This is a genomic window from Aminobacter sp. Y103A (genome assembly GCF_030294925.1).
GTDB classification, from domain to species: domain Bacteria; phylum Pseudomonadota; class Alphaproteobacteria; order Rhizobiales; family Rhizobiaceae; genus Aminobacter; species Aminobacter ciceronei.
In genome coordinates this window covers 3,855,588-3,881,068 of the sequence record NZ_AP017986.1, presented here as the reverse complement: position 1 = coordinate 3,881,068, position 25,481 = coordinate 3,855,588, and the positions used below count along the sequence as shown (strand labels likewise).

The window sequence follows — 25,481 nt, the reverse complement described above, 5'->3', positions numbered from 1 at the left end:
CAAGAATGCTCTTGCCGGAAAAATGCAATGACTGTTTCATATTAGCTGCGGCGCATCCTGGATGCGCCAGCGCTGTTGGGAGCGCGGGCCCATGCGTATCGGCTGGTTGTTGGTTGCCAGCGTTGTTGTGTCGGGAAGTGCTGAAGCCAGTCCCGCCGGACAGGCTCCAACATTGCCGGCGCTGGGCTTCGCGTCCCCTGATGTACCCCGGGCAATCCAGGCCGCCAAGCCCAGCGAAGAAAGCCGGGATGGCTTTGTGCTGGCGCTTGCGGCGTCCTACATCGCCTTGGGCGACCTCTACCGCGACGGCAAGACCACGGCCGCGGCGGCGGAGGCCGCGCTTGCCTATTATCGCGGCCTCGACAACCCAGGCCGTCCTGCCGCGATCTACGCAGTCATCTCACCGTCCGACCTGATCGGCGTCGTCAAGGACGCGCCAGCCGATCCGTTCGCGGCATCGAAGCTTTATCTGCAGGCGGCGAATATGGGCAGCTCGGAAGCCCTGATGCGGCTCGGCGACCTTTATCGCGAGGGCAGGGTGGTCGCGGCCGACGCCAGGCGCGCCTATCTGTTCTACGACCAGGCCGCCAAGGCCGGCAACGCTGACGGCAAGCTGCGTGTCGGCGAGATGCTGGCGCGCGGGCAAGGTGTTGCGCGCGACACTGGCAAGGGGCTGGCGATGATCGCAGCACTCGCCGATGCCGGCAATCCCGAGGCGTTGGTGCTGCTTGGCGACCTCTATCGCCCCGGCGCCCAGGGCATGGTCGCGATGGAGCCGGACAAGGCGCTGGACTATTACCGCAAGGCCGCCAGCCTTGGCTACGACGTCGGCAAGCTGCGCGTCGGCGAGATGACAGCTACCGGCCAGGGCACGACGCAGGACGTCCAGGCCGGGCTCGCGATGATCGAAGAGGTGGTGGCGCGCACGCGCAACCCGGCAGGGCTCGTCCTGCTCGGCTCACTCTACAGTCGCACCGATGGCGGTGTCATTGCCATCGATCTCGGCAAGGCCTTCGGCTATTTCCGCCGCGCCGCCGACAGCGGCGACGAGACCGGCATCCTGCGCACCGGCGAGATGCTGGCGCGGGGACGCGGCACTGCTCAGTCCTATCAGGCTGGGCGGGCGATGCTGACCGGTCTTGCCGATCATGGCGATACCTTTGCGCTGATCGCGCTCGGCGATTTGCTCAGCGATGCGGCGGTCGCCCCCGTCGACCTTGCCGCTGCCGTCACATCCTATGAAAAGGCGGCGTCGCTCGGCCACAGCGACGCACTTGTCAGGCTCGGTGATCTCTACAGCCGCAACGGCGCGATCGCCTCCGACCCACCCAAGGCATTCGCTTATTATGTCAGGGCGTCCCGGGCCGGCAATCTGGCCGGTAAGCTGCGCGTCGGCGAAATGACGGTTCTCGGGCAGGGCACCAACCGCAATGTCGCCGCCGGCCTGGCGCAGATGAACGCGCTCGCCGACGAAGGCGATGCCAATGCGATGAACCTGCTCGGCGGGCTTTACCAGCGCGGCATAGGCGGATTGCTGCCGGCCAATCCGGTGACGGCGTTCGGCTATTTCAGCAAGTCTGCCGAGGCCGGCAGCGTGATGGGCGCTGTCCATGCCGGCGAAATGAAGGTGCGCGGACAAGGGACGTCAAAGGACGTCGTGGGCGGCCTGCAGATGGTCAAGGCGGTGGCGGATGCCGGCAATGGCGAGGCGCTGATGTCGCTGGCCGCCCTTCTGGCCGACGGCTCGACCGGCAAGGTCGACGCGACGGAAGCCGTGCTGGCCTATGAGAAGGCAGCGGCGCTGGGGCGTCCTGATGCTCTGGTGCGCATCGGCGACATCTATCGGTTAGGCGGGACGATACCAGCCGATCCCGCCAAGGCGTTCGACTATTACCGCCGCGCCGGCATGGCCGGCGACGAGACCGGCAGGCTGCGTCAGGGCGAGATGACCGCACGCGGCGAAGGCACGCGCCAGGACATTCCGGCCGGTCTCGAGCTGGTCAGGCAGGTCGGCATCGCAGGCGATCCCTACGCCTATGTCGTGCTTGGCGACCTGCATCTGTCTGGCGCGGTCGGGCGGGTCGATGGTGCTGCCGCTGTCGCGGCCTATGAGAATGCGGCCCGGAAGGGACGCGCCGATGCCTTGCTCAGGCTCGGTGACCTCTACCGTGACGGCAAAGGCGTTCCGGCCGACGGTGGCAAGGCGGCCGAATATTATCTGAAGGCAGTCGACGCGGAGAATCCGGCGGCTTCAGCGGGAGATGTGCAGAACTGAGTTTTGCTGGCGCCGCTTGCCAGGCGCCAGTCAGGGAGTTGGCATTGTCGCGTATCTGCCATGTGGCTCTGATGACGGTGTTCGCCGCACTTTCGGCGAGTACCGCCTTGTCGGCGGAAACCGCGCCCGACCCGGGCGCGCCGGCCACGCCAGGCGCTGTTACCCGGGAGCGTGCGGTCAACGCCGACGCCTTGTTGCGGCTCGGCGATCTCTACAGCAATGCCGACAACGCCAACCGCGATCCGGCCAAGGCGTTCGACTATTACCGCCAGGCGGCGGATGCCGGCAGTGCTGCGGCGCGGCTCCGCGTCGGTGAAATGCGCGTGCTGGGCGAAGGCACCGAACGCGACATCAGCGCTGGGCTTTTGGCCATCGAGGAGGTGGCATCGGCCGGCGACGGCGCAGCACTCGCCTCGCTTGGCGGCCTCTACAGCCATGCCGACAACAGGGCGATCCCGCTCGACCTGCCGCGCGCCTATGACTACTACCGCCGTGCCGCCGCGGCCGGCAACGAAACCGGCATCCTGCGCAGCGGCGAGATGCTGGCGCGCGGCCAAGGTATCGCCAGGGACAGCGCAGCTGGGCTGGCGCTGGTGCGGTCGCTTGCCGATCGCGGCAACATCTATGCGCTGGTCTCCCAGGGCGACCTGATGAGCGATGCCGATGCCGGCGTGCCCGACATGCCAGCGGCGGAGGCAGCCTATGCCAAGGCAGCCGCACTCGGGCATCCCGACGCATTGCTGCGCCTCGGCGATCTTTTCGGCAGTGGCCGCGCCGGCAAGCCCGACTATGCCAAGGCGTTCGGGTATTACGAAAAGGCTGCCGAGGCCGGTCAGCAGGTCGGCAGGCTGCGCGTCGCCGAACTGACATTCCGTGGTCAGGGCACGCGGCAGGACGTCGAGGGCGGACTGGCGTCGATCAAGGAACTGGCCGATGGCGGCGACGCCGAAGCACTGAGCTTCCTTGGTGATGTCTACAGCGGAGCCACGCCAGCGCCGGTCGCAAAGGATTCTCTTGCGGCGTTCGCCTACTACCAGCGTGCTGCCGACGCCGGCAACACGCGGGCGGCCCTGAGGGTCGGCGAGATGACGGCGCATGGCTTGGGTACGTTGCGCGACGTCTCGGGTGGGCGCGACATGGTTCGCCGGCTCGCCGATGCGGGCAATCCGCTGGCACTGATCAGCCTTGGTGACCTGCTGCGTGAGCCGCAGTCGGGTGCCGTCGATGCAGACGGCGCCGTTGCAGCCTATGAACGTGCGGCGGGTCTGAGCGAACCGGAGGCGCTGGTGCGCCTGGGCGACTTCTACAGCGACGGCATGACCGTTGCCGTGGATCTGCCCAAGGCGCTCGACTATTACAGCAAGGCCGCCGGGCTCGGCGATGTCATTGGGGCCGTCCGCGCCGGCGCCATGTTGGCGCGCGGACAAGGCATAGCCCAGGATGTCGCTGCCGGCCGGGCTATGGTGAAGGCTGCGACCGAGAGCGGCGAAGCCGAGGCGCATATCGTGATGGGCGACCTTTTGAGCCGGGGCGATGGCGGCCCGCCCGATGTCCAGGCAGCAATGCGCTGGTATGCCGAGGCGGCGGCGCTCGGGCGGACGCAAGGGCTGATCAGGCTCGGAGATCTCTATCGCGAAGGCAAGCTGCTGCAGAGCAACGGCAAGAAGGCCGCCGGCTATTATCGCCAGGCGGCCGAGGCAGGCGATGCTTACGGGCTGCTCATCCTCGGCTCGGCGCTGTCGGAAAGCCTGTTGCGCAATGCGGGCAAGCCGGCCGACGGAGTTGCCGCCTTGCGTGAGGCCGAAGCAACGGGTCTGGACGATGCTGCGACCGCGCTCGCCGACGCCATGCTTTACGGCATGGGCACCAAGCGTGACGCCAAGGCAGCCGTAGCCCTGCTTGAACAGGCAGCCGGCACCGGCAACGTCGCGGCGGCGCGTCATCTGATCAGCTACTATCGTGACGGCCGCCGTTATGGCCGCACCACCTTCATCAAGGCCGATGCCAAACGCGCCGAGCAGCTGATGACAGGCGTGTCGCCATGGCTGTCGCGCGGCGATCGCCTCGTCGAGGAGATGCTGTTTGCCGCCGCCGCAAATGACACCAAGGGCTACCAGTCGATCGTGGCGCGCATGCACGAACTCTCTGCCGAGCAGCGCCAGTCGCTGGTCCGCATGATGCGGACGACCCATCCGAACGGCTACATCTATCTGGCGCAGCAGCAACTCAAGCAGGCCGGCTATTACAACGGGCCTGTCAACGGCGTGCTCAGCGGCTCCACGACGCGCGCGGTCGGCCGCTTTTGCGCGGCCAGGTCGCTGCCCAATGCCTGCCGCTTTGGCCCGATGAGCAGCCAGGCCGGGGACGTCCTGTCCTACGCGTTCTAGATTACGTCAGTCGAAATGATCGCCGAAGATGCGGCTCCAATGCTCGCCCACCAGCCCGTTGAAAAAGCCGTCACCAGTCTGGAACTGCCGGACGAGCTCGGGATCACGCGAATGCACCACCGTCGAGTTGACGTTGATGAAGATGATGCGCCGGCCGAGCATCGCTTCCAGCAGGGCTGGCTGGGTCCTGCCTCTGAGACCGGCGAGGCCGACGCCGGCGGCATGGTTGATCAGGCAGTCGATCACGGCACCAGCCTGGCCGGGCAAGGCCAGAACCTGGAGCACATGGCCGATGCCACCGGGCCGGCCGAAATAGACAAAGGCACCGATCACGGCACCTGTGCGCGCCGCAACCGTACAGCGGCAGATGTCGCCGAAATCCGTCTTGGCCGAGGCATCCGACATGATGCGCGACAGTGCGTTTTCGTTCCAATCCGGATGAATGGCGAAGCGCGAGGTGAATTTGCCGAGCAGTACGGCGAAGCCGTCGGCATCGATGCTTGCCACTGTGTAGCGGCCTTGCGAGGCCGCCGCGTCGCCGGCGCCGAACCAGCGCGAAAACTCCCCGCTGCGGCGAAGGCCGAGACAGGCATCGACGGCGCGGGCCAGCGGCGCGCCGAGGCGTGCGATGGGCAGGCGCTGTCTGGCACCGGCAACGGCGAAGGCTGCCGGTCTGAATACCTTGATCCAGTCGAGGCTGTAGTCAGGCAGGATCGAGCCGCGCAGCGTCGTCCACATATTGGCGGTAACGTCGCTTGCCGTCTCGCTGAACGACAGGTCCTGCGGACCGGCGAGAAATGCCTTGAGCAGCCTTGCGCCGGACAGGTCGTTGCGCTGGTCCTCGTCGACCATCAGCGAACCGCAGATCGAAGCGTTCAGCTTCCTGTCACCAAACCGCATGGGCAGTGACGTCACGCCGATGAAGCCCGAAATGCTGCCGTCGTCGGCGACATTGACCAGGGATGGCGACCCCACCGTAGCGTCGGTGGAACTGAGATAGAGGCGCTGGAGATAGCCGGGCAGCGAGGCGGGCGTCGGCGTGCGCCGCTTGCGCAGCACGCGCTGGAACATGTCTGCGACGACCGCCATATCAGCGGCCTGCAATGGACGAATTTCAGGCATCGGGCGAAGCCTCGGTCATGTCACGGCAGCAATGGCTTAGGCGGGAAACATCTAGGAAGGGTGAAGGTCGGGCTCCCGGTCACGCGGGATCGAGCTTGCGGACGATCGCCGCGCGCGGTGTCTTGGCGGCGTCGGACACGAATTCCACCGGTGCATAGACGCGCGCCCGGGCAAGCAGGGCTGCCACCTGGCGGTCCTGGCCGACGCCGAATTCGAAGGCGAGCCAGCCGCCGGGCTTGAGGAAGGTCACCGCATCGCGGATCAACCGCTGGTGGATCGACAGACCGTAGGGGCCGCCGTCGAAGGCTTCCCTCGGTTCGGAGGCCAGCAATTCGCTGCGATCGCCTTCGAGGCGTGCAGACGAGATGTAGGGCGGATTGCAGACGACAAGGTCGATGGACCCGGCTAGGTCCATCCCGTCGAAGGCGCCGAACAGGTCGCCCTGGGCAATGGTCACCCGGTCGGCCAGACCGAGACGGTCGGCATTTCGACGGGCGGTGGCGACGGTGCTGTCGGTCAGGTCGGCGCTCCAGACGCGCGCGCCCGGCATCTTGGCGGCGATCGCCAGGCCGAGATTGCCGGAGCCGCAGCACATGTCGATTACCCTGGCGTCGGCGCCGCGGCCGTAGAGCAGGCCGAGCGCTGCACGGCCGAGGATTTCGGTTTCCTCGCGCGGCACGAGCACGTCGCTCCCGAGCTCGAGCTCGATGTCCATGAATTTGTGCAGCCTGATGCCAGACTTGTCGCCGTTGTTCTCAACGATATGCATGGTTGCCCTCGCCAAGTCCTTTGCCCGCTCCATGACAACCCCAGCGCCCCGGATCGTCAACCGATCAATGCTTCTCCCGGGTGCGATTGTCATCAACATGACTTGTTCATACAATTCGTTACACAAAGAACCTTCTATCAATATCTACTATCGTATCGACGGTTGCGAAACCGAGACTATCGGCTTTGTGATGTGTTTTGATATCGGAAGTGTGCTTTCCTGCCATTGGTTAACTTGCGCTAAACACGTGCGCTTGTCGCACTAGCGAAACAGAGTCCGGCGTATGTGTGGATTTGTCGGGTATCTCGGGAATGTCGAGCCAGCAACGGCTGACGGGCTGCTGCGGCGCATGACCGGCAGCATCGCCCATCGGGGTCCCGACGAGCAGGGCGTGTTCGTCTGTCCTTCGGCCGGCCTTGGCCATGCCCGCCTGTCGGTCGTCGGCCTTGGCGACGGCCAGCAGCCGATGGCCAGCGCTTCGGGCGACCTCCACATCGCCTTCAACGGCGAGATCTTTAACTATGTCGAACTGCGCGACGAGCTGAAGGCGCGCGGCCGCCGGTTTCGCACAGGCAGTGACACCGAAGTGATCCTGCATCTCTATGAGGAGATGGGCCCCGACTGCGTCGACCTGATGAATGGCGACTTTGCTTTCGCCATCTGGGACGCGCCGCGGCAGCGCATGTTCTTCGCCCGGGACCGGATGGGGGTGCGACCGCTGTTCTACACCGAAGTCGGCGGCACATTGTATTTCGCTTCAGAGGTCAAGGCCTTTGCCAGGGTGCCCGATTTCACCGCCGAACTCGACGAAATCGCGCTCGACCAGATCTTCACCTTGTGGGCGCCGATCGCGCCGCGCACCGCCTTCAAGAATGTCTACGAGCTCGAACCCGGGCACATCATGATCGCCGACAAGGGCGGGCTGGTGACGCGTCCCTATTGGCAGCTTGATTTCCCCGATGCCGAAGCATCCCGGGCGCCGCGCGACGAGAGGCAGGCGGCGGAGGAACTCCGGGAGCTTCTGACCGACGCGACCCGCATCCGCATGCGCGCCGACGTCACCGTCGGCTCCTACCTCTCGGGCGGTCTCGATTCCTCCATCGTCTCGGCGTTGGCAGCACCGATGGCGACCGGGGGCTTGCGCACCTTCTCGGTGACCTTCGACAGTGCCGAGCATGACGAAAGCGAGTTCCAGGAAGAGATGGCGCTGGCCATCGGATCGCACCACAGCGCGGTCAATGTCGGGCCCGGCGACATCGCCTCGATCTTCCCGGAGGTGATCAATGCCACGGAGCGGCCGGTCATCCGCACGGCACCGGCGCCGCTCTATCAGCTCTCCGGGCTGGTGCGCGCCAAGGGCATCAAGGTGGTGCTGACGGGCGAGGGCGCCGACGAGGTCTTCGCCGGCTACGACATCTTCAAGGAGACGCTGGTGCGGCGCTTCTGCGACCGCCAGCCCGGTTCGGCCAGCCGGCCGCATCTGTTCCGCAAGCTCTACCCCTATCTGCCGGGGTTGCAGAAGCAGTCGGCGTCCTATCTCGCCGCCTTCTTCGGCGCCGGCAAGGACAGCCTCGACGATCCGCTCTATTCGCATCGTCCGCGCATGCGCAACACGGCTGCTGCCAATCTGTTCTTCTCCGGCGACCTGCGCGCCAAACTCGCATCCTATGACGCGGCAGCCGAGCTCGCCTCGCAACTGCCGGAGCGTTTCGCCCACTGGCATCCGCTGCACCAGGCGCAATATCTCGAAAGCCGCTACCTGTTGCCGGGCTACATCCTGTCGAGCCAGGGTGACCGCATGTCGATGGCGCATGGCATCGAGGGCCGCTTCCCGTTCCTCGATCATCGCCTTGTCGAGTTCGCCAGCCGGCTGCCGCCCGGCATGAAGCTCAAGGGGCTGGTCGAAAAGCACATCTTGCGCGAGGCGACCAAGGACCTGTTGCCGCCGTCGATCGGCCAACGCACGAAGCAGCCCTACCGCGCTCCGGATTCGCAATCTTTCGTCGGCGCTGGCGAGCAGCCGTGGCTGCGTGATGCGATGAGTTCCGAGGCGATCGCCGATTCAGGATTCTTCGACGTTTCGACGGTAAGGAAGCTGACCGAAAAGTGCCGGCAGCAGGCGGTGACGGGCTTCCGGGACAACGCTGCCTTTGTCGGCATCCTGTCGACGCAGCTGTGGCACCGGTCGTTCGCCGGATCCAGATCCGATGTCACCGAGGCCGCCTGACGATGAAACAAAAGGAGAGAGCATGACGCAGCAGATCAAGGACACGGTCAAAGCCTTCATCATCGACAACTTCCTGTTCGGGGACACGTCCTACGCGCTCGCCGATGACGTTTCGCTGATCGAAAGCGGCGTGATCGACTCCACCGGCGTGCTGGAACTGGTGACCTATATCGAGGACCAGTTCGGGCTCGAAATGGCGGATTCCGACATCGTTCCGGCCAATCTCGACTCGCTGGTGCGGATCGCGGCTTTCATCGAGGCGAAGCAGGCAGCAGCGCAACCGGTAAAGCAGGCAGCTGGCGCCGCCTGAGGCGCTTGGGAGGGGGCAATGCGACTGGAGCAGTTCTTACGCGACAGTGCACGGTTGCGGGGCGACAAGACCGCGCTGATTGCCCGCGACATGCGCCTGACCTACGCCGAACTCGACAGCATGTCGGACCGGCTGGCAGCAAGGCTCGGCGATCTTGGCGTCGGCCGTGGCGATCGCGTGTTGGTCTTCATGGACAATTGCTGGGAAGCCGCGGTGTCGGTGTTCGCCATTGCCAAGGCCGGTGCCGTCTTCAGTCCGATCAACCCGTCGACCAAAGCCGACAAGCTCGATTTCATCATCGGCAACTGCCGCGCGCGCGCCGTGCTGACCCAGGCCCGGCTGCTGCCGGTCGTCACCGAGGCGAATGACGGCGGCGAACTGATCGTCGTGTCAACGGCTGCCGGCGGCAAGGCACCGGAAGGTGCGGTCTCATTCGAAGAATGCCTGCAAGGCAGTGCCGCAATGCCCCTTCATGGCGGCATCGACGTCGACCTTGCCATGCTGATCTACACCTCGGGCTCAACCGGCCGGCCCAAAGGCGTGATGATGACCCATCGCAACATCGAGGCGGCGGCCGGTTCGATCACCACCTATCTCGAGAACACACCAGACGACATCATCCTCAACGTCCTGCCGCTGGCCTTCGATTACGGGCTCTACCAGCTGATCATGTCGATCAAGATGGGCGCGACGCTGGTGCTGGAGAAGTCGTTCTCCTTCCCGCAGGCGATCTTCGACGTCATCCGCGCCGAGAACGTCACCGGCTTCCCGCTGGTGCCGACAATGGCGGCGCTGATCCTGCAGATGCGCGACATCAAACCGGGCTTCCTGCCCAGCCTGCGCTACGTCACCAACACCGCCGCCGCCCTGCCGCCGGCCCATATCGCACGGCTGCGCGAGCTGTTCCCCGGCGCCCGGCTCTATTCCATGTATGGCCTGACCGAGTGCAAGCGTTGCACCTACCTGCCGCCGGCGGAGCTCGACCGGCGCCCCGGATCGGTCGGCATCGCCATTCCCAACACCGAAGCCTTCGTCGTCGACGATCTCGGCCAGCCGGTGCCGCCTGATACACCGGGCGAGTTGGTCATCCGCGGGCCGCATGTCATGCAGGGCTACTGGGAGAATTCGGAAGCGACCAACCGCATGCTGCGCCCGGGCTTCAACCCGTGGGAAAAGCTGCTCTACACCGGCGACCTGTTCCGCCGCGACGCCGAAGGTTTCCTCTATTTCGTCGGGCGCAAGGACGACATCATCAAGACGCGTGGTGAAAAGGTGGCGCCCAAAGAGGTCGAGGCCGTTCTTCACGCCTGTCCCGGTGTCGCCGAGGCGGTGGTGATCGGCATACCCGACCCTATCCTCGGTCACGCCATCGGCGCGCTGATCGTGCTCTCCGATCCCAACCTGACCCAGCGTGAAATCCTGCGCCACTGCCAAGCCAATCTCGAGGATTTCATGGTGCCCAAGATCATCGAGTTCCGATCCGAATTGCCCCGGACCGACACCGGCAAGGTCAGCCGGCGTCTCGCCGCCGAATCCATGGAGCCGACGCAATGAACATGCCATTGGCGCAAACCGGCAGTTTCGGCGCGGCGACGCTGACCATCGATCCCGAAGCCGAAGCGACGAGAATATCAGCCGCCTTGCGCAGCCAACTGACCGGCACGCTCCGCCGGCGCGGGCTTGTGCTCGGCCTGTCGGGCGGCGTCGATTCGAGCGTCAGTGCTGCCCTCGCGGTGCGCGCCGTCGGCGCCAAGAACGTCTTTGCTCTGTTCATGCCGGAGGACGATTCCGATCCCGAAAGCCTGCGTCTCGGACGCCTCGTCGCCGAAACCTTCGGGATATCCGCGGTCGTTGAGAACATCGGCCCGACGCTCAAGGCGATGGGCTGCTACGAGCGCCGCGACGCCTTCATCCGTGAACTGGTGCCCGAATACGGCGCCGGCTGGGCGTGCAAGATCGTCATCGCCAATGCGCTGACCAACGAAGGCTACAACATTTCGTCGCTGGTGGTGCAGGATCCCGAGGGCAAGCAGACCAAGCTGCGCATGCCGCCGCATGTCTATCTCGGCATCGTCGCCTCGACCAACATGAAGCAGCGGACGCGCAAGCAGGTCGAATATTTCCACGCCGACCGACTCAACTACGCCGTCATCGGCACACCGAACCGGCTGGAATACGACCAAGGCTTCTTCGTCAAGAACGGCGACGGTGCCGCTGACGTCAAGCCGATCGCCCATCTCTACAAGTCGCAGGTCTACCAGTTGGCCGCCCATCTCGGCGTGCCGGAGGAAATCCGCCGGCGGCCGCCGACCACCGACACCTATTCGCTGCAGCAGACGCAGGAGGAGTTCTATTTCTCCTTGCCATATGATCGCATGGACCTGTGCCTCTACGGGCTCAACAACGGCATTGCGGCGGAAGAAGTCGGCCGTGCTGCCGGGCTGACCGCCGAGCAGGTTGGCCGCGTCTGGACCGACATCGCCTCCAAGCGCAAGACGACGCGTTACCTGCACAGCGGCCCGCTTCTCGTCGATCCCGTGCCGGAGATCTGAGGCGCCTGATGGAGGCCACCGTTTCGCCGGTGGCCCTTTCCGCGACTGATCTTATTCCGGGCGCAGGAAGCGGCCGTTAACCCAGCCTTCCTGGCCGCGATAGCGCACCTTGCACCAGCTCTGGCGATCCTGGCAGCCGAGATTGCGCAGGCCGCTGGCATCAAACGGGATTTCGGCGATCAAGAAACCGCGCGGCGAAGGCGTCGAGCGCATGTTGAGCACGTCGTTGGGCGTCACGCCGACGACACGCCAGGAGCGCGGATCGGGCCCGGGGCCAGGACCCGGGTTCGGGCCCGGGCCGGGCTCGCTACCGCGGCCGAAGATCGAGACGCTGAGCGAGAAGGGGGCGGGCCGATTGCGCCGCGCTTCGGCACGCACCAAATAGATTTGGATGGTGTAGAGGCCGGAGGCGGGCAGGCGTCCGTCCCACCGCGTCTGCTCACGCGCTATGGCGCGGCCGCGCGGGTCGAGCACGTTGAAATAGAGGAAGGTGTTGCGCGAATTGAGGTCGAGGCTCATGCGCTGGCCGGCTCGCGCCTCGAGCCGGTAGGAGGCGCTGATCGGGCCGAAGACAATGCCGCGCACCGTCGTCTGCGTAGCACCAGGGCGCATGCGCAGCGTTTCCATGCGCTCCTGGGCTGCCACGACCTGCGGCACGGCAGGCGCAAAGGTCAGCATCACTGCAAAGAGAAGACCGAGTTTCCGCATCTGGTATCCCCGCTGGATCAATAGCTTGGGGATGTTAGCCGATGTGCCGGCACAGAGTAATCCAGTTTCGACGGAAGCCCTAACCGCCGCTGATCGCCGTCAATACGAAGACTTCGACACCGGGCTTGAGCCTGGTTGTCAGCGTGGCGCGTTCGCCTTCGACAAAGACGTTCATATGCTTGCGGATAGCCGGGCGGCTGTCGCAGATGCGGTCGCGCATACCGGGCCAGCGGCTGTCGAGCTCGTCGACCATGTCGCGGACGGTTTCAGCCGGAACTTCGACGCGCCTCGAAGCACCCGGAAACAGATCGACCAGCACCCCGGGCAGGCGCACCACGACGGTGGCGAGCGCTGCTTTTCGGCTTTCCGGGGCAGGGCTGTTGTCCACGGCCGCCGCTCAGTCTACGACCAACGTTTCGACCGACAGGATTGCCGGCAGGTGCTGGGTGACGTTGACCCAACTCTCGCCTTCGTCGGCACTGGCAAACAGCGCGCCCGAACTGGTGCCGAAATAGACGCCGGCGGGGTCGAGCCTGTCGGTTGCCATCGCCTGGCGCAACACGCCGATATAGGCGTTTTCCTGCGGCAGGCCGTTGCGCATCGCCTGCCACTCTCGGCCGCCGTTGCGCGTCCGCCAGACGGCGGCCTTGGCGTCGGGCACGTAGCGGCCGGCGCTGTCGCCGTTGAGCGGCACGAGATAGAGCGTTTCGGGATCGCGCGGGTGCGCCGCGGCCGGAAAGCCGAAGGTCGAGGGCAGGCCTTTTTCGATGCTCACCCAGCGCTTGCCGCCATCGTCTGACCGGTACATGCCGCAATGGTTCTGCTGGTAGAGCCGGTCGGGCATGCCCGGCGCCATCACCAGATTGTGCACGCACTGGCCGAATTCTGGGTAGTTTTCGCCCTCGGGCATGAAATCGGCGCGGGTGCCGAGATTGCGCGGCTCCCAGGTCGCGCCGCCATCGCCAGTGTAGAACACGCCGGCCGCCGAAATGCCGATCCAGATGCGGTCCTGGTCGTCGGGATCGAGTACCAGCGAATGCAGGATGAGGCCGGCGCCGCCGGGGTTCCAATGTGGCCGGGACGGGTGTTGCTGCAAGCCGTCTATGTGCTGCCAGCTCTGGCCGGAATCGTCGCTGCGGAACAGGCCGGCCGGCTGCACGCCGGCATAAAGGCTGCCATTACCCTTGGCGAGGCTCCACACCGCCTTGATCGGCTCTTCGCCCTCGGCATATGCGAGCCCCTCCGACGAATGCGTCCAGGTCTCGCCGAGATCGGTCGACTTCCAAACCGCCGGCCCAAACCACTCATTGCCGCCGGCGCCCCAGATGGTGCCGGTCGACTGGTCGGCGACGACATGGTTCATCGGCCAGGTCTCGCAGAACGGTCCGCGCAGTTTCCAGCTCTGCCGTGCCGCATTGCTTTCGGCGATGAAGGCACCTTTCTTGGTGCCGAGCAGGACAAGCACTTTCTCTGCCATGTTCTCCTCCCGCAGTGCCGATCTTCAGGGATCGATTCCGGATCGGCTGCTATCGCATTTCAAACACTGGCTTTTCCCGGCAATGCCGGCTCGGGATCCCGGCTCCTCCCGGGGATGATCCAGATGCTGACAAAGACAGCTGACCATAGCGGCAAAGCGGCAGGCGGGCCAGATTGAGCTGCCATGCTCCTGACAAACGGCAGCCCAGACTGTGCCGGCGACATTCGAGTTGACAGGGCGCCATAATTCAATACCCGTCGCGCTTTAGGTTGGACATATCAGCGTGCTCGGGAGGAACCATCGGATGACCATCAACGTAGCCCCTGTCGGCTTGGCGCGGGATCTTGCCGAGCGCGGCAAGTCCGGCAAGCCGATCCGCATTGGCCTGATCGGCTCGGGCGAGATGGGCACCGACATTGTGGCGCGGGTGGCGCACATGCCCGGCATCGAGGTCGGCGCGATCTCCGAGCTCAACCTGCCCAACGCGCATCGCGCCGTCGACATCGCCTATCAGGAGAAGGGTCACGCCCGCGAAGTTGCCTCCGGTTCGGCGCTGAACGAGGCGATCGAGGCCGGCAAGGTCGCGGTCACCAATGATGCCGACCTGATCCTCAACAGCGGCCTGATCGACGTCGTCATCGATGCGACGGGCGTTCCTGCCGTCGGCGCCGAGATCGGCCTGCGCGCCATGGAGCATGGCAAGCATCTGGTGATGATGAATGTCGAGGCCGACGTCACCATCGGTGCCTATCTCAAGTCAGAGGCCGACAGGCTTGGCGTCACCTATTCGCTCGGCGCCGGCGACGAGCCGTCGTCCTGCATGGAGCTGATCGAGTTCGTCTCGGCGATGGGCCACACCATCGTCGCTGCCGGCAAGGGCAAGAACAACCCGCTCAACATCGACGCGGTGCCGCACGACTATGCCGAGGAAGCGGCCCGCCGCAACATGAACGTGCGTATGCTTGTCGAGTTCGTCGACGGCTCCAAGACCATGGTCGAGATGGCGGCGATCGCCAATGCCACCGGTCTGGTGCCGGACAAGGCCGGCATGCACGGCCCGGCCGCGACCTTGCCGGAGCTCAACAAGGTGCTGGTCCCGGAGAAGGACGGCGGTGTTCTCTCCAAGGTCGGCGTCGTCGACTATTCGATCGGCAAGGGGGTTGCCCCCGGCGTGTTCGTCATCGCCGACATGTCGCATCCGCGCATCCGCGAGCGCATGGAAGATTTGAAGATGGGCCATGGCCCGTATTTCACCTTCCACCGGCCCTATCACCTGACCTCGCTCGAGGTGCCGCTGACCTGTGCCCGTGTGGTGCTTTACGGCAAGGCCGACATGGTGCCGCTGGCCAAGCCGGTGGCCGACGTCTGTGCGGTGGCCAAGAAGGATCTTGCGCCCGGCGACGCGCTCGATGCCATCGGCGAATACACCTACCGCGCCTGGATCATGACGGCGGGCGAGGCCCGTGCGGCAAAAGCCATCCCCTGCGGCCTGCTGCAGGGCGGCACCGTCACCGCCCCGATCAAAAAGGGCGAACTGATCACCACGGCCAACGCCGCCGTTGCGCCAGGTTCGAAGATCGCCGAGCTGCGCGCAAGGCAGGACAGGCTGGTTTACGGGGCATAAGGCAACGAGCTGGCCGGCAGGCGAGCGAAGCTTGCGATCTGGGCGTTGGCGGACGCCCAGATCGTGGACGACGATCATGGAAATGAGGAGATGACCATGGACAGCAACTCGGGCGCGACGCCCTCGCAACTGATCGATGCACGGATCAAGGACCTGGGCGACTGGCGCGGCGAGACGCTTGCCCACGTCCGCGCTTTGATCAAACAGGCCGCCCCCGAAGTGGTCGAGGAGTGGAAGTGGCGGGGCGTTCCCGTCTGGGAGCACGCCGGCATCATCTGCACCGGCGAGACCTACAAGAGCGTGGTCAAGCTGACCTTTGCCAAGGGCGCGTCGCTCGAAGACCCGTCCGGCCTGTTCAACTCCAGCCTCGATGGCAACACCCGCCGCGCCATCGACATCCATGAGGGCGACACGCTCGATGAAACGGCGCTGAAGGCGCTGATTCAGGCGGCGGTGGCGCTGAACATGTCGGTCAAGGCTGCCCGCGCGCCGAAGAAGGCAAAGAGCGGCTGAGGCGTAAGGCCCGCTTCGGCGGGCAGGGCTCCTTCACGTTTGGTCCGCTGCCTGCTTGCATTTCGGCTCGCCAGCTTAGGTTACGCCTCCAGCGCGCCTGTTCGCGCATCGCTGCTGGGGGCTACGCCGACCAGTTTGACGAGGTCGTCGCCGGCGCGCGTGGCGCGGTGCGAGCGGCGGGTGAGGATGAATCCGTCCTGCGGTGCCAGCACCTCGACCCTGCCGCCGTCCTCGCCGGCCGCGCGCACGATCGTCGCGATATGGGCTCCCGCCTTGACGGTGTCGCCCGGATTGACGTGGTAGAGGATGGCGCCGGCGCAAGGGGCGGGCACCATCTCGATATGGTCGATCGGCGCTACCACGCCGGCGAACGTCTTCTGAGTTTCGATCCACGTGTCCTCGATCACGCCACGCGCCACAAGCAGGCGATAAAGGCCCTGAGCGTCGGCTTCGGCAACGGTGGCATAGACATCGGAGACGCCGCGATACTCGACTGTCGTGACGACGCGGCTTTCGAGCCTTGCTTCCTTGCGCGGCATCTTGAGATAGGGATGCAGCGAGGCTTCATCGAAGGATGAGCCCGACTGGCCGCTCCACAGGATGACGGCGTCCACGCCCATGTTGGCGGCACAGTCGGCCATCGCCGGCCACAGCTCGTCGGGCACGTAGAGATAGGCGACACCCTCGTCGTCGCAATGCAGGTCGAGCACGATGTCGTGGCCAAGCGACAGCTTGAGCAGGCGCGCCTTCAGCCGCCGGTCCGACGACATCGGTACCTCGTCACCCGGCAACAGCGCGGTGTCGGGCCTGTCGAGCAACGGGAAATCGCGATTGTAGTTGACGCGTGTGCCGAGGTCGAAGCGGCCTTGCGACGCCCCGAACAGCAACTGATTGGCGCCGATCGGGTTGGCGCGCGGCACGATTGTGACGTTGCCACGCACGCGGCCTTCGTTTTCCGCCTTGCGCAGTATTGGCATCAGCGCGTCGATGGCGACGACGCCGGGGAGTTCGTCGCCATGCAGGGCCGCCTGGATGTAGGCCGAGGGCGCTTCGGACGAGGTGCCCGAAATGCGGTAGAGCGCAAATTCGTAGGCGATGCCCTCGCTGTCGCCCCTGATCGTCTCGACCGATTTTTCCATGCCATGTCCCTCGATGCTTCGACTGCTGCCTAACCGCTCGGCTGGTGATTCACCAGAGCCGAGGTGGTGTGTCATGGTCCAGCGCGCCGCAGCCGCAGCTCCAGACGTGTCGCCACTCCTCAGGCCGCCGAGCCCCATTGCTTCATCAGCGCCGCCGAGCGGGCCAACTGCGGGGCAGGATGGAACTCGTGGCCGAGCCTGGCTGCGGCACGCCACGGCCAGCGCGGATCGGCGAGCAATGCGCGGCCCAGCGCCACCATGTCGGCCTGGCCCTCGCGGATTATGGCATCGGCCTGCTCAGGCTGGTCGATCATGCCGACGGCGCGGACCGGGATGCCCGTCGCCTTCTTCACCGCCTCGGCGAGGTGGACCTGGTAGCCGGGGCCGGTACGCAGGCTCTGGTGTGGGGAATTACCGCCGCTCGAACAGCATAGGTAAGCGACGCCCGCCTCACGATAGGCCTTGGCGACTTCGATCGCCTCCTCGAGGGTGAAGCCGCCATCGACCCAGTCGGTCAAAGACATGCGGGCGCCGAGCATCAGGCTTGGCACCGCTTCCTTGACGCGGCGGGCGATCGTCATGGCAAAGCGCATGCGGTTTTCGAGCGAACCGCCCCAGCGGTCGCTGCGGTGGTTGGACAGCGGCGACAGGAACTGGTGCAGCAGATAGCCATGCGCCGAATGCAGCTCGATGAAGTCGAAGCCGGCGCGTTCGGCCCGCTGCGCCGCCTGGACGAAATGGCCGATGGTCTGCTCGATCTCGTCTTCATCAAGCGCATGCGGCACCTGCCAGCCATCGGCATAGGCAAGCGCCGAGCATGACACCACAGGCCATGCATCCTCTTCCGGCTTGAGCGGGCCCGAGCCGTCCCATGGCCTGTGATTGGAGGCCTTGCGGCCGGCGTGCGCAAGCTGCACGCCGAACTTCGCACCTGGCGTCGCCACCCGCCGCGCTGCGTCGAGGGCGCGTTTCGCAGCCGCTTCGTTGGCATCGGAATAGAGCCCCATGCAGCCATGGCTGATGCGGCCGCGCCGTTCGACATCAGTCATCTCGACGGTGACCATGCCTGCGCCGGACATGGCGAGGTTCATCCAGTGCTGCAGGTGCCAGTCGGTCGCGGAGCCGTCGTCGGCGGAATACTGGCACATCGGCGCAACCGCGATGCGGTTGGGGAAATCGAGCGTGCCGAGCTTGATCGGCGAAAACAGATGGGCGGTCATGACGGCTCCTGGGCTTGGTAAGGCGACTGTAAGATGTTTGACGGGGCGGGCAACCGTGTTGCATGGGGCCAGACCGTGCTAACAGTCGCGACCCTGCCGCGGCCCAACGGCGGCAATGGCGAATCGGAGGGGTGGATGACCACGACCAGGGACCGGCTGGAGGCGATCCTTTCGCGGCTTGCTGCGCGCGCTGGTGAAGAACGAGTCTTCATGAAGCTCTATGCCGATGTGTCGCGCGCCGCCGCCGATGCCGCTGATGCGCGCCGCCGGGCAGGGCTGATGCTCGGGCCACTGGATGGCACAATCGTCTCGATCAAGGACCTGTTCGACGTCACTGGTGAGCCGACGCTGGCCGGCTCGGTGCTGCGGCGCGATGCCGAATCGGCACGGGACGACGCGCTGGTGGTCAAGCGCTTGCGCCGCGCCGGTGCTGTCATCATCGGCAAGACCCATATGACCGAGTTCGCCTTCACCGCGCTCGGCATCAACCCGCATTACGGCACGCCGGGCAACGCCGCCGATTCCAGGCTGATCCCGGGCGGCTCGTCCTCGGGCGCCGCAGTCTCGGTCGCCGAAGGCAGCTCCGACATTTCGATCGGCTCGGACACCGGCGGCTCGGTCAGGGTGCCCGCCGCCCTCAACGGTGTCGTCGGCTTCAAGCCGACGGCACGGCGCATTCCGCTTGATGGCGCGTTCCCGCTGTCGCCGTCGCTCGATTCCATCGGCCCGCTCGCCAACACAGTGGCGCAATGCATCGCCACCGATGCGGTCATGTCGGGCAAGGAGCATTTTTCGCTGCCAGCTCTGTCGCTCGCCGGCCTGCGCATCGCCATGCCGCGTGGCCGGCTGCTTGACGACATGGCGCCTGGCCTGGCGGCCAGCTTCGAGCGCGCGCTGCACCTGCTTTCGGCTGCCGGTGCGGTGATCGGCGACTGCCAGATCGACGACCTGTTGGCCGATTTCCGCGCCGCGACACGGACCGGCACCATCGCTGCGATCGAGGGGGCCTCGATCCACGCCGACTGGCTGGCCAATGGTGCGTCTGTGCCCATCGACCCCAATGTCAGCGGCGCGCTTGGCCGCGCCATGCAGGTTCCGGCGGTCAGCTACATCAGGACGATGAACCGCCGCGTCGAGCTTGCCGCCGCCATGGACGCGCGGCTGTCGGCGCATGATCTCGTCGTGCTGCCGACGACGCCCGTGCCGGCACAGCCGATGTCAGACATGCTGGCCGACCTTGCACACGCCAACCGCATCGAGGGGCTGTTGTTGCGCAATACCCAGGTCGCCAACCAGTTCGACCTCTGCGCCCTGTCGCTGCCGATGGCCGGTACGGCGCTGCCGTCCGGCCTGATGCTGATGGCGCGCCATGGCCACGACCGCCGACTGCTTTCCGCTGGCCTTGCCGTCGAGGCACTGCTTAGGGATAGGCCATGACCGGTTTGATCACCGACGACGGCGTCGTCACGCGCTGGCCGGCCAAGGCCGCCGACCGGCTGGTGGTGCTCGATTTCCTCGTCGCAAAATTCGAGACCGGACGCGACTACAGCGAGCGCGAGGTCAACGACGTCCTCAAGCGCTACCACAGCTTCGGCGACTGGGCCCTTTTGAGGCGCGAATTGTTCGAGAGCGGGCGCTTTTCGCGCAACCCTGTCACCGCCATCTATCGCCGTGCCGATGCCCGTTAAGTCGGAGGTTTGCTGGCCTCTTGCGGAGCTGGCCTGAATAATGGTCATCTGGCCGCTACAACGTTGCAGGCCGGAATCGGACGAGGAGTTTGCCATGACATCGACAATGAAGGGTCCCGCGATCTTCCTCGCCCAGTTCGCCGGCGACGCTGCGCCGTTCAATTCATTGAAATCGATTACATCGTGGGCAGGTGGTCTCGGCTACAAGGGGGTGCAGATCCCGACGCCCGACGCGCGCCTGTTCGATCTTCAGAAGGCTGCGACGTCGAAGACCTATTGCGACGAGATCAAGGGCACCTGCGCCGATGCGGGTGTCGAGATCACCGAGCTGTCGACCCATCTGCAGGGCCAGCTGGTCGCCGTCCACCCGGCATATAACGTGCAGTTCGACGCCTTTGCGCCTGCCGAAGTGCACGGCAATGCCAAGGCGCGCCAGCAATGGGCGGTCGAGCAGATGAAACTCGCCGCCAGGGCGTCGCAAAATCTCGGGCTCACGGCCTGCGTCTCCTTCACCGGCGCGCTGGCCTTTCCCTATCTCTATCCCTGGCCGCAGCGCCCTGCAGGCCTGATCGAAGAGGCCTTTGCCGAGCTCGGCAAGCGCTGGACGCCGATTCTCGACGCCTATGACGAGGCCGGCGTCGATCTCTGCTTCGAGCTGCATCCGGGCGAGGACGCCTTTGACGGCGCGACCTTCGAGATGTTCCTCGACGCCGTCGGCGGCCACAAGCGCTGCAACATCAACTATGACCCGTCGCATTTTCTTTTGCAGCAGCTCGACTACCTGGCCTTCATCGACATCTATCACGAGCGCATCAAGGCGTTTCACGTCAAGGACGCCGAGTTCAATCCCGACGGCCGCCAGGGTGTCTATTCAGGCTATCAGGGCTGGCTCGGCCGCGCCGGGCGCTTCCGTTCCCTGGGCGACGGCCAGGTCGATTTCACCGGCATCTTTTCCAGGCTGGCGCAATATGGCTACGACAGCTGGGCGGTGCTCGAATGGGAATGCTGCCTCAAGCATCCGGAAGACGGTGCCGCCGAAGGCGCGCCCTTCATCGAAAGCCACATCATCCGCGTCACCGACAAGGCGTTCGACGATTTTGCCGGCGGGTCGAGCGACCGGGCGATGCTGCGGAAGATGATGGGGATCGCGTAGCCTCCTTCTCCCCCTTCACGGGGAGAAGGTCCCGGCAGGGGGATGAGGGGCGGCGCCAACATATCAAGGGAGGACACACATGGTCGGTGCATCGAAATCCGGAGACGGCGCTGGCCCGATCCGCTACGGCATGGTCGGCGGCGGGCAGGGCGCTTTCATCGGTGCAGTCCACCGCATCGCCGCCCGCATGGATGGCGACTTCCAGTTGGTTGCGGGTGCGCTGTCGTCCAACCCGGAGCGAGCCAAGGTCTCCGCCGCCGAGGTCGGCCTCGATCCCGAGCGCAGCTACACCTCCTATGCCGAGATGGCCAAGGCCGAGGCGAAACGGCCCGACGGCATCGAGGCGGTGGCCATCGTCACGCCCAACAACGTACACTATCCCGCCGCCAAAGCCTTCCTCGAAGCCGGCATCCACGTCATCTGCGACAAGCCGCTGACGGCGACGCTGGCCGAGGCGAAGAAACTTGCGGCGCTGGTCGAAAAGACCGGCAAGGTCTTCGTGCTCACCCACAACTACACCGGCTATCCGATGATCCGGCAGGCGCGAGAGATGGTTGCCAAGGGTCAGCTCGGCGACATCAGGGTCGTCCAGGCCGAATACCCGCAGGACTGGCTGACTGAAGATCTCGCCGCGACTGGCCAGAAGCAGGCTTCCTGGCGCGCCGATCCAAAACAGTCGGGCGTCGGCGGCGCCACCGGCGACATCGGCACCCATGCCTACAATCTCGCCCGCTTCGTCACCGGCCTGGAGCTCGACAGCCTGTCGGCCGATCTCGACGCCTTCGTGCCGGGCCGGCTGCTCGACGACAACGTCAACGTCATGCTGCGCTTCAAGGGCGGAGCCAAGGGCATGATCTGGGCAAGCCAGGTGGCGCCGGGGCATGAGAACGGGCTCAAACTGCGCGTGTACGGCTCGAAGGGCGGCATCGAATGGGTGCAGGCCGATCCGAACTATCTCTGGTACACGCCCTTCGGTCAGCCTAAGCAGCTGATCACCCGCGGCGGCGTCGGCGCCGGCCCGGCCGCAGCGCGCGTCACCCGCGTGCCCTCAGGCCATCCCGAAGGTTATCTCGAAGGTTTCGCCAACATCTACCAGGAAGCCGCCCGCGCCATCCGCGCTGCACGCAGGAAGGGCGGCAAGCCGGGCAAGGACGTCATCTACCCGACGGTGCAGGACGGCGTCGAAGGCGTTGCCTTCGTCGAGGCATGCGTGCGCTCTTCGAAGAAGAACGCAGCGTGGACGAAGCTCTAGGCGTTGGTCAGTCCCTGTTCGTCGACATCGTCAGTCCAACCGGTCGGCGATGCTCACGAACCAACTTTGGTATCATCGCCCTGACCGGCTAGCCGTGACCGGTGCCCCGTGGCAACCAGCAGATCTTTGCATCTGCTGGACATCTATTCATGCATTCGAGATGGGCTCTTTCAGCGTCTCTGTTGGCGATCTGTGCCGCTTCACCAGTCTACGCGGACGATGCCTTGGCCAAGCGATGGGGGCCGTGGGTCGAAACCGGCGGGCAGTTCAGCAGTGGACGCTCGCTTGGCGAGGTGAACCTGTTCGTCCCGCTACTCCAGAACAGCGACACGCTTGTCTTCACCGATCTGCGCGGCAAGTTCGACAACAACGATTCCGTCGAGGGCAATTTCGGCCTCGGCATCAGGCACATGCTGCCGTCCGGCTGGAACCTGGGAGCCTATGGCTATTACGACATCCGCCGCTCGCCCTATGGCAACAATTTCCATCAGCTGACGCTCGGCGCTGAGGCCCTGGGCGAGGTCTTCGATCTGCGCGCCAACGCCTACCTGCCGGTCGGCGAGACCGAGCGGCGAATGGACCTCGGCGCGACCGCGACAGTTGGTCCCTGGAGCAGCCAGGCCGTGCTGACCGGCACGTCGCTGGCGATCCAACACCAGGCGGTGCAGACGACAACCACCAGCTACAGGGTCGAGAAGGCGCTGGCCGGCGCCGACGCCGAGATCGGCATCAGGCTGCCGGTGTTCGAGCCGGATTCGGGCTTCGACATGCGCGCCTTTGTCGGCGGCTATTATTTCGGCGGCTCCGACGTGGAGGCGATTGCCGGCCCACGCGCGCGGCTCGAATTCACCGCCGCAGACTTCATCGATCTTCCCGGCGTGAAGCTGACCGCCGGGCTGACCTTCCAGCATGACGATGTCCGCGGCGAGCAGTGGATCACCCAGGCGCGGCTGCGCATTCCCCTGCAGGCAGCCTCATCCGCCGGGCGCGAGCCGCTTTCCTACATGGAACGGCGCATGACCGACACGGTGGTGCGCGACGTCGATATCGTCTCGACCACCCGCAACGGAACCAGGTCGAAGTACGATACGCTCACCTCGTCCGAAGATGCGGTCAACGCGTGGAACGGCAAGACCATAACCTCGGTCGTGCGGATCGACGGCACGACCCAGGATCAGACCGCCCTCCAGGCCGCGCTCGACAGCGTCGGGGCCCAAGGCATCGTGCTCTTGAACGGCAACCTCGCTGCGACGGGCGCCATTTCCCTCAACGACAAGCAGTTGCTCGTCGGCGGCGGCACAGTGCTCAAGCTCAAGGGCGCGACCAGCGGCGTTGCCGTCGACTATGCTGCAGCGGGCAGTGCGGGCCGCATTTCCGGTGCGGCCACCGACACCCTGGTCAGGATGGCCACGGACAGCGCCATGCGCGGGATCTCCGTCGAGAACACCTCGTCGAATGCCAACTCCTGGGCCATATCAGGTGCCAGCGGCGCCAGCCTGCGCGACGTGTCGGTCATTTCGGCTGCCAACGGGGTTAGGGTCGACGGCACAGCGAACTTCACCCTTCAGGGCGGCAGCATCACTGCCGCCAAAGGCAGCGCCATCGCCATCACCGACAGTACCGGGGTCAGCATCGGCGGCGCCACCATCGTCCAGAATGGCACCAGCGGCATCAGCATCGTCGCCGACAATGTCGCGGGCCGTATCGAGGGCAACACCATCACCACCAATGGCAATGGCAGCGGCTACAACGACGCCCATTCGTTGGCGCGCCCGGCCCATGGCCTGTCGGTCAGCAACAGCGGCGGCCTGACGATTGCCAACAACACCATTACCATCAATGGCGAACTGGCCAACGGCATCAACGTCACTGGCAGCGCCGGCATCGCAATTGCCGGCAACAAGGTGACCACCAACAACTACATGAGCCGCGGGATACGCCTTATCGACAGCGACGGCGCCACCATTTCCGGCAACACCGTGGCCACCAACACAACGAACGATACCTACCTGTCGCTCAACACGGCGGCCTTCGGCATCATGACCGAAGGAAGCGACAACCTGACGGTGAGCGGCAATTCTGTGACGACGCGCGCGAGCGGCGCTACCGGCATCCTTCTGCGCTATAGCGCAAACAGCACCGTTTCCGGCAACACAGTGACGACCAATGGCCAGAACGCAACGGCCGTCGCCCTGGTGGGGTCGACCTCCAACACAGTCAGCGGCAATACCCTGACGACCACGAGCCCGGACTATTCGTATGGCGTATCCATAGGCCTCAACAGCCACAACGGGGTGGTGGAAAACAACACCGTGACGTCAACTGGTCCGCATGGCGTTTATGTCTGGTCCTCCGGCGTGGCCGTACGCGACAATCGCCTCGTCGGGCGAGGCAACAGCGGTGTTCTGACAACGGCAGGCGACACCATCGTCACTGGAAACACGCCGTAAGGAGGCCTTCGTCGAAGGCTACACGCGCTCGCCTCCGAAAGAGCGCGGCCCGGAGCAGACTTTGGTCATGCGACCTGCACCGCTATTTGACCTATGTCAAAACCGAAACGGCTGTGAGTGCTACACCTTGTCTCGAAGGCATCGAGAAAGGGGAATTGCATGTACAGCCACATTCTTGTTGCGACCGATGGATCGATCATCTCACAAAAGGGTGTCGAGCACGGCCTCAAGCTGGCCAAGAGCATCGGAAGCAAGGCCACTGTCGTCATCGTGACAAAGCCATTTCCGCTGCTGGGCACGACGGTGACGGGCTGGGTTGCAGGGGACAATGACATTCAACGCTACGACGCCAGCCAGAAGGAATTTGCCGAGACAATCCTGGGATCGGCCAGACAAGTCGCCGACGAAATCGGCATCGCCCCCGACCTTGTTCAGGTTACTGCCGATTCTGCCGCGGAAGCGATCGTGGAGAAGGCTCAGAAGCTTGGATGCGACCTGATCGTGATGGCCTCTCATGGTCGTCGCGGGGTCGGCCGCCTGCTGCTGGGCAGCCAGACGGCCAAAGTTGTCCAATACGCCCATACGCCGGTGCTTGTCGTTCGCTAGGCGGCTTCC

21 protein-coding genes are annotated in these 25,481 nt (G+C 65.1%); 14 read left to right on the top strand and 7 right to left on the bottom strand.

Annotation, left to right across the window (positions count from 1 at the left end):
• The first annotated feature begins 91 nt into the window (after positions 1 to 91).
• Positions 92 to 2,275, top strand: coding sequence for a tetratricopeptide repeat protein (locus tag Amn_RS19025; protein WP_286290920.1), 2,184 nt, complete (start codon positions 92 to 94; stop codon positions 2,273 to 2,275).
• Between the two features lie 44 nt (positions 2,276 to 2,319).
• The gene (locus Amn_RS19020) at positions 2,320 to 4,662 is read left to right on the top strand and encodes an SEL1-like repeat protein (RefSeq protein ID WP_286290919.1); all 2,343 of its coding nucleotides are present in this window, start codon (positions 2,320 to 2,322) and stop codon (positions 4,660 to 4,662) included.
• Positions 4,663 to 4,668: 6 nt separating this feature from the next.
• On the opposite strand, the gene Amn_RS19015 is transcribed toward Amn_RS19020, so the two are convergent.
• Positions 4,669 to 5,784 (bottom strand): hypothetical protein, encoded by a 1,116-nt coding sequence (locus tag Amn_RS19015; protein ID WP_286290918.1) that lies wholly within the window; start codon positions 5,782 to 5,784, stop codon positions 4,669 to 4,671.
• 79 nt (positions 5,785 to 5,863) lie between these two features.
• Entirely contained in the window at positions 5,864 to 6,553 is a 690-nt protein-coding gene (locus Amn_RS19010) for a N5-glutamine methyltransferase family protein (RefSeq protein ID WP_286290917.1), read from the bottom strand.
• Positions 6,554 to 6,836: 283 nt separating this feature from the next.
• On the opposite strand from Amn_RS19010, the gene asnB reads away from it, so the two are divergent.
• The 4 genes from asnB to nadE are packed head-to-tail and all read left to right on the top strand — an operon-like array spanning position 6,837 to position 11,642.
• The gene (gene asnB, locus Amn_RS19005; protein WP_286290916.1) at positions 6,837 to 8,780 is read left to right on the top strand and encodes an asparagine synthase (glutamine-hydrolyzing); all 1,944 of its coding nucleotides are present in this window, start codon (positions 6,837 to 6,839) and stop codon (positions 8,778 to 8,780) included.
• A gap of 22 nt (positions 8,781 to 8,802) precedes the next feature.
• On the top strand, positions 8,803 to 9,090 hold the full coding sequence (locus Amn_RS19000; RefSeq protein ID WP_067960158.1) for an acyl carrier protein: 288 nt from the start codon (positions 8,803 to 8,805) through the stop codon (positions 9,088 to 9,090).
• An 18-nt stretch (positions 9,091 to 9,108) separates the two neighbouring features.
• Positions 9,109 to 10,644: a class I adenylate-forming enzyme family protein gene (locus tag Amn_RS18995; RefSeq protein WP_067960160.1), complete on the top strand. Its 1,536-nt coding sequence runs from the start codon at positions 9,109 to 9,111 to the stop codon at positions 10,642 to 10,644.
• Positions 10,641 to 11,642 (top strand): NAD(+) synthase, encoded by a 1,002-nt coding sequence (gene nadE / locus Amn_RS18990; protein WP_067960163.1) that lies wholly within the window; start codon positions 10,641 to 10,643, stop codon positions 11,640 to 11,642. The genes Amn_RS18995 and nadE overlap by 4 nt, the downstream gene beginning before the upstream one ends.
• A 51-nt stretch (positions 11,643 to 11,693) precedes the next feature.
• Here the strand turns inward: nadE and Amn_RS18985 are convergent, their stop codons facing one another.
• The 3 genes from Amn_RS18985 to Amn_RS18975 form a co-directional block, all read right to left on the bottom strand.
• Complete coding sequence (locus Amn_RS18985; RefSeq protein ID WP_286290915.1) at positions 11,694 to 12,350, bottom strand: SH3 domain-containing protein; 657 nt, start codon at positions 12,348 to 12,350, stop codon at positions 11,694 to 11,696.
• Between the two features lie 79 nt (positions 12,351 to 12,429).
• Positions 12,430 to 12,738, bottom strand: a complete 309-nt coding sequence (locus Amn_RS18980; protein WP_067960169.1) for a MoaD/ThiS family protein — start codon at positions 12,736 to 12,738, stop codon at positions 12,430 to 12,432.
• 9 nt (positions 12,739 to 12,747) lie between these two features.
• Complete coding sequence (locus Amn_RS18975) at positions 12,748 to 13,827, bottom strand: WD40/YVTN/BNR-like repeat-containing protein (RefSeq protein ID WP_067960172.1); 1,080 nt, start codon at positions 13,825 to 13,827, stop codon at positions 12,748 to 12,750.
• A 304-nt stretch (positions 13,828 to 14,131) separates the two neighbouring features.
• On the opposite strand from Amn_RS18975, the gene Amn_RS18970 reads away from it, so the two are divergent.
• Together Amn_RS18970 and Amn_RS18965 are read left to right on the top strand one after the other, a co-directional pair.
• On the top strand, positions 14,132 to 15,451 hold the full coding sequence (locus Amn_RS18970; RefSeq protein WP_286290914.1) for an NAD(P)H-dependent oxidoreductase: 1,320 nt from the start codon (positions 14,132 to 14,134) through the stop codon (positions 15,449 to 15,451).
• 96 nt (positions 15,452 to 15,547) lie between these two features.
• Entirely contained in the window at positions 15,548 to 15,964 is a 417-nt protein-coding gene (locus tag Amn_RS18965; protein WP_286290913.1) for a DUF1801 domain-containing protein, read from the top strand.
• A gap of 80 nt (positions 15,965 to 16,044) precedes the next feature.
• On the opposite strand, the gene Amn_RS18960 is transcribed toward Amn_RS18965, so the two are convergent.
• Entirely contained in the window at positions 16,045 to 17,103 is a 1,059-nt protein-coding gene (locus tag Amn_RS18960; protein WP_154386344.1) for a M14 family metallopeptidase, read from the bottom strand.
• Positions 17,104 to 17,222: 119 nt separating this feature from the next.
• Positions 17,223 to 18,323 (bottom strand): NADH:flavin oxidoreductase/NADH oxidase, encoded by a 1,101-nt coding sequence (locus Amn_RS18955; RefSeq protein WP_154386343.1) that lies wholly within the window; start codon positions 18,321 to 18,323, stop codon positions 17,223 to 17,225.
• 135 nt (positions 18,324 to 18,458) lie between these two features.
• Between Amn_RS18955 and Amn_RS18950 the strand changes: the two genes are divergently transcribed.
• The 6 genes from Amn_RS18950 to Amn_RS18925 all read left to right on the top strand — a co-directional run bounded on the left by Amn_RS18950 (position 18,459) and on the right by Amn_RS18925 (position 25,472).
• The gene (locus tag Amn_RS18950) at positions 18,459 to 19,760 is read left to right on the top strand and encodes an amidase (protein WP_286290912.1); all 1,302 of its coding nucleotides are present in this window, start codon (positions 18,459 to 18,461) and stop codon (positions 19,758 to 19,760) included.
• A complete protein-coding gene (locus tag Amn_RS18945) occupies positions 19,757 to 20,011 on the top strand; it encodes a DUF2087 domain-containing protein (protein ID WP_263006576.1) in 255 nt (84 codons plus the stop codon). The genes Amn_RS18950 and Amn_RS18945 overlap by 4 nt, the downstream gene beginning before the upstream one ends.
• A gap of 94 nt (positions 20,012 to 20,105) precedes the next feature.
• A complete protein-coding gene (locus tag Amn_RS18940; protein WP_286290911.1) occupies positions 20,106 to 21,164 on the top strand; it encodes a sugar phosphate isomerase/epimerase family protein in 1,059 nt (352 codons plus the stop codon).
• A gap of 79 nt (positions 21,165 to 21,243) precedes the next feature.
• Positions 21,244 to 22,416 (top strand): Gfo/Idh/MocA family protein, encoded by a 1,173-nt coding sequence (locus Amn_RS18935; RefSeq protein ID WP_263006578.1) that lies wholly within the window; start codon positions 21,244 to 21,246, stop codon positions 22,414 to 22,416.
• 224 nt (positions 22,417 to 22,640) lie between these two features.
• Entirely contained in the window at positions 22,641 to 24,866 is a 2,226-nt protein-coding gene (locus Amn_RS18930) for a right-handed parallel beta-helix repeat-containing protein (RefSeq protein WP_286290910.1), read from the top strand.
• 159 nt (positions 24,867 to 25,025) lie between these two features.
• Positions 25,026 to 25,472: a universal stress protein gene (locus tag Amn_RS18925; protein WP_286290909.1), complete on the top strand. Its 447-nt coding sequence runs from the start codon at positions 25,026 to 25,028 to the stop codon at positions 25,470 to 25,472.
• Positions 25,473 to 25,481: the final 9 nt, after the last annotated feature.

What these genes read in the sequence shown, in the direction of transcription:
- Amn_RS18965 (WP_286290913.1), top strand. Translation starts at nt 15,548, where the DNA reads ATGGACAGCAACTCGGGCGCGACGCCCTCGCAACTGATCGATGCACGG.
- Amn_RS18940 (WP_286290911.1), top strand. Translation starts at nt 20,106, where the DNA reads ATGACATCGACAATGAAGGGTCCCGCGATCTTCCTCGCCCAGTTCGCC.
- asnB (WP_286290916.1), top strand. Translation starts at nt 6,837, where the DNA reads ATGTGTGGATTTGTCGGGTATCTCGGGAATGTCGAGCCAGCAACGGCT.
- Amn_RS19000 (WP_067960158.1), top strand. Translation starts at nt 8,803, where the DNA reads ATGACGCAGCAGATCAAGGACACGGTCAAAGCCTTCATCATCGACAAC.
- Amn_RS18960 (WP_154386344.1), bottom strand. Translation starts at nt 17,103, where the DNA reads ATGGAAAAATCGGTCGAGACGATCAGGGGCGACAGCGAGGGCATCGCC.
- Amn_RS18985 (WP_286290915.1), bottom strand. Translation starts at nt 12,350, where the DNA reads ATGCGGAAACTCGGTCTTCTCTTTGCAGTGATGCTGACCTTTGCGCCT.
- Amn_RS19010 (WP_286290917.1), bottom strand. Translation starts at nt 6,553, where the DNA reads ATGCATATCGTTGAGAACAACGGCGACAAGTCTGGCATCAGGCTGCAC.
- Amn_RS18970 (WP_286290914.1), top strand. Translation starts at nt 14,132, where the DNA reads ATGACCATCAACGTAGCCCCTGTCGGCTTGGCGCGGGATCTTGCCGAG.
- Amn_RS18935 (WP_263006578.1), top strand. Translation starts at nt 21,244, where the DNA reads ATGGTCGGTGCATCGAAATCCGGAGACGGCGCTGGCCCGATCCGCTAC.
- Amn_RS18950 (WP_286290912.1), top strand. Translation starts at nt 18,459, where the DNA reads ATGACCACGACCAGGGACCGGCTGGAGGCGATCCTTTCGCGGCTTGCT.
- Amn_RS18925 (WP_286290909.1), top strand. Translation starts at nt 25,026, where the DNA reads ATGTACAGCCACATTCTTGTTGCGACCGATGGATCGATCATCTCACAA.
- Amn_RS18945 (WP_263006576.1), top strand. Translation starts at nt 19,757, where the DNA reads ATGACCGGTTTGATCACCGACGACGGCGTCGTCACGCGCTGGCCGGCC.
- Amn_RS18975 (WP_067960172.1), bottom strand. Translation starts at nt 13,827, where the DNA reads ATGGCAGAGAAAGTGCTTGTCCTGCTCGGCACCAAGAAAGGTGCCTTC.
- nadE (WP_067960163.1), top strand. Translation starts at nt 10,641, where the DNA reads ATGAACATGCCATTGGCGCAAACCGGCAGTTTCGGCGCGGCGACGCTG.
- Amn_RS18995 (WP_067960160.1), top strand. Translation starts at nt 9,109, where the DNA reads ATGCGACTGGAGCAGTTCTTACGCGACAGTGCACGGTTGCGGGGCGAC.
- Amn_RS19015 (WP_286290918.1), bottom strand. Translation starts at nt 5,784, where the DNA reads ATGCCTGAAATTCGTCCATTGCAGGCCGCTGATATGGCGGTCGTCGCA.
- Amn_RS18955 (WP_154386343.1), bottom strand. Translation starts at nt 18,323, where the DNA reads ATGACCGCCCATCTGTTTTCGCCGATCAAGCTCGGCACGCTCGATTTC.
- Amn_RS19025 (WP_286290920.1), top strand. Translation starts at nt 92, where the DNA reads ATGCGTATCGGCTGGTTGTTGGTTGCCAGCGTTGTTGTGTCGGGAAGT.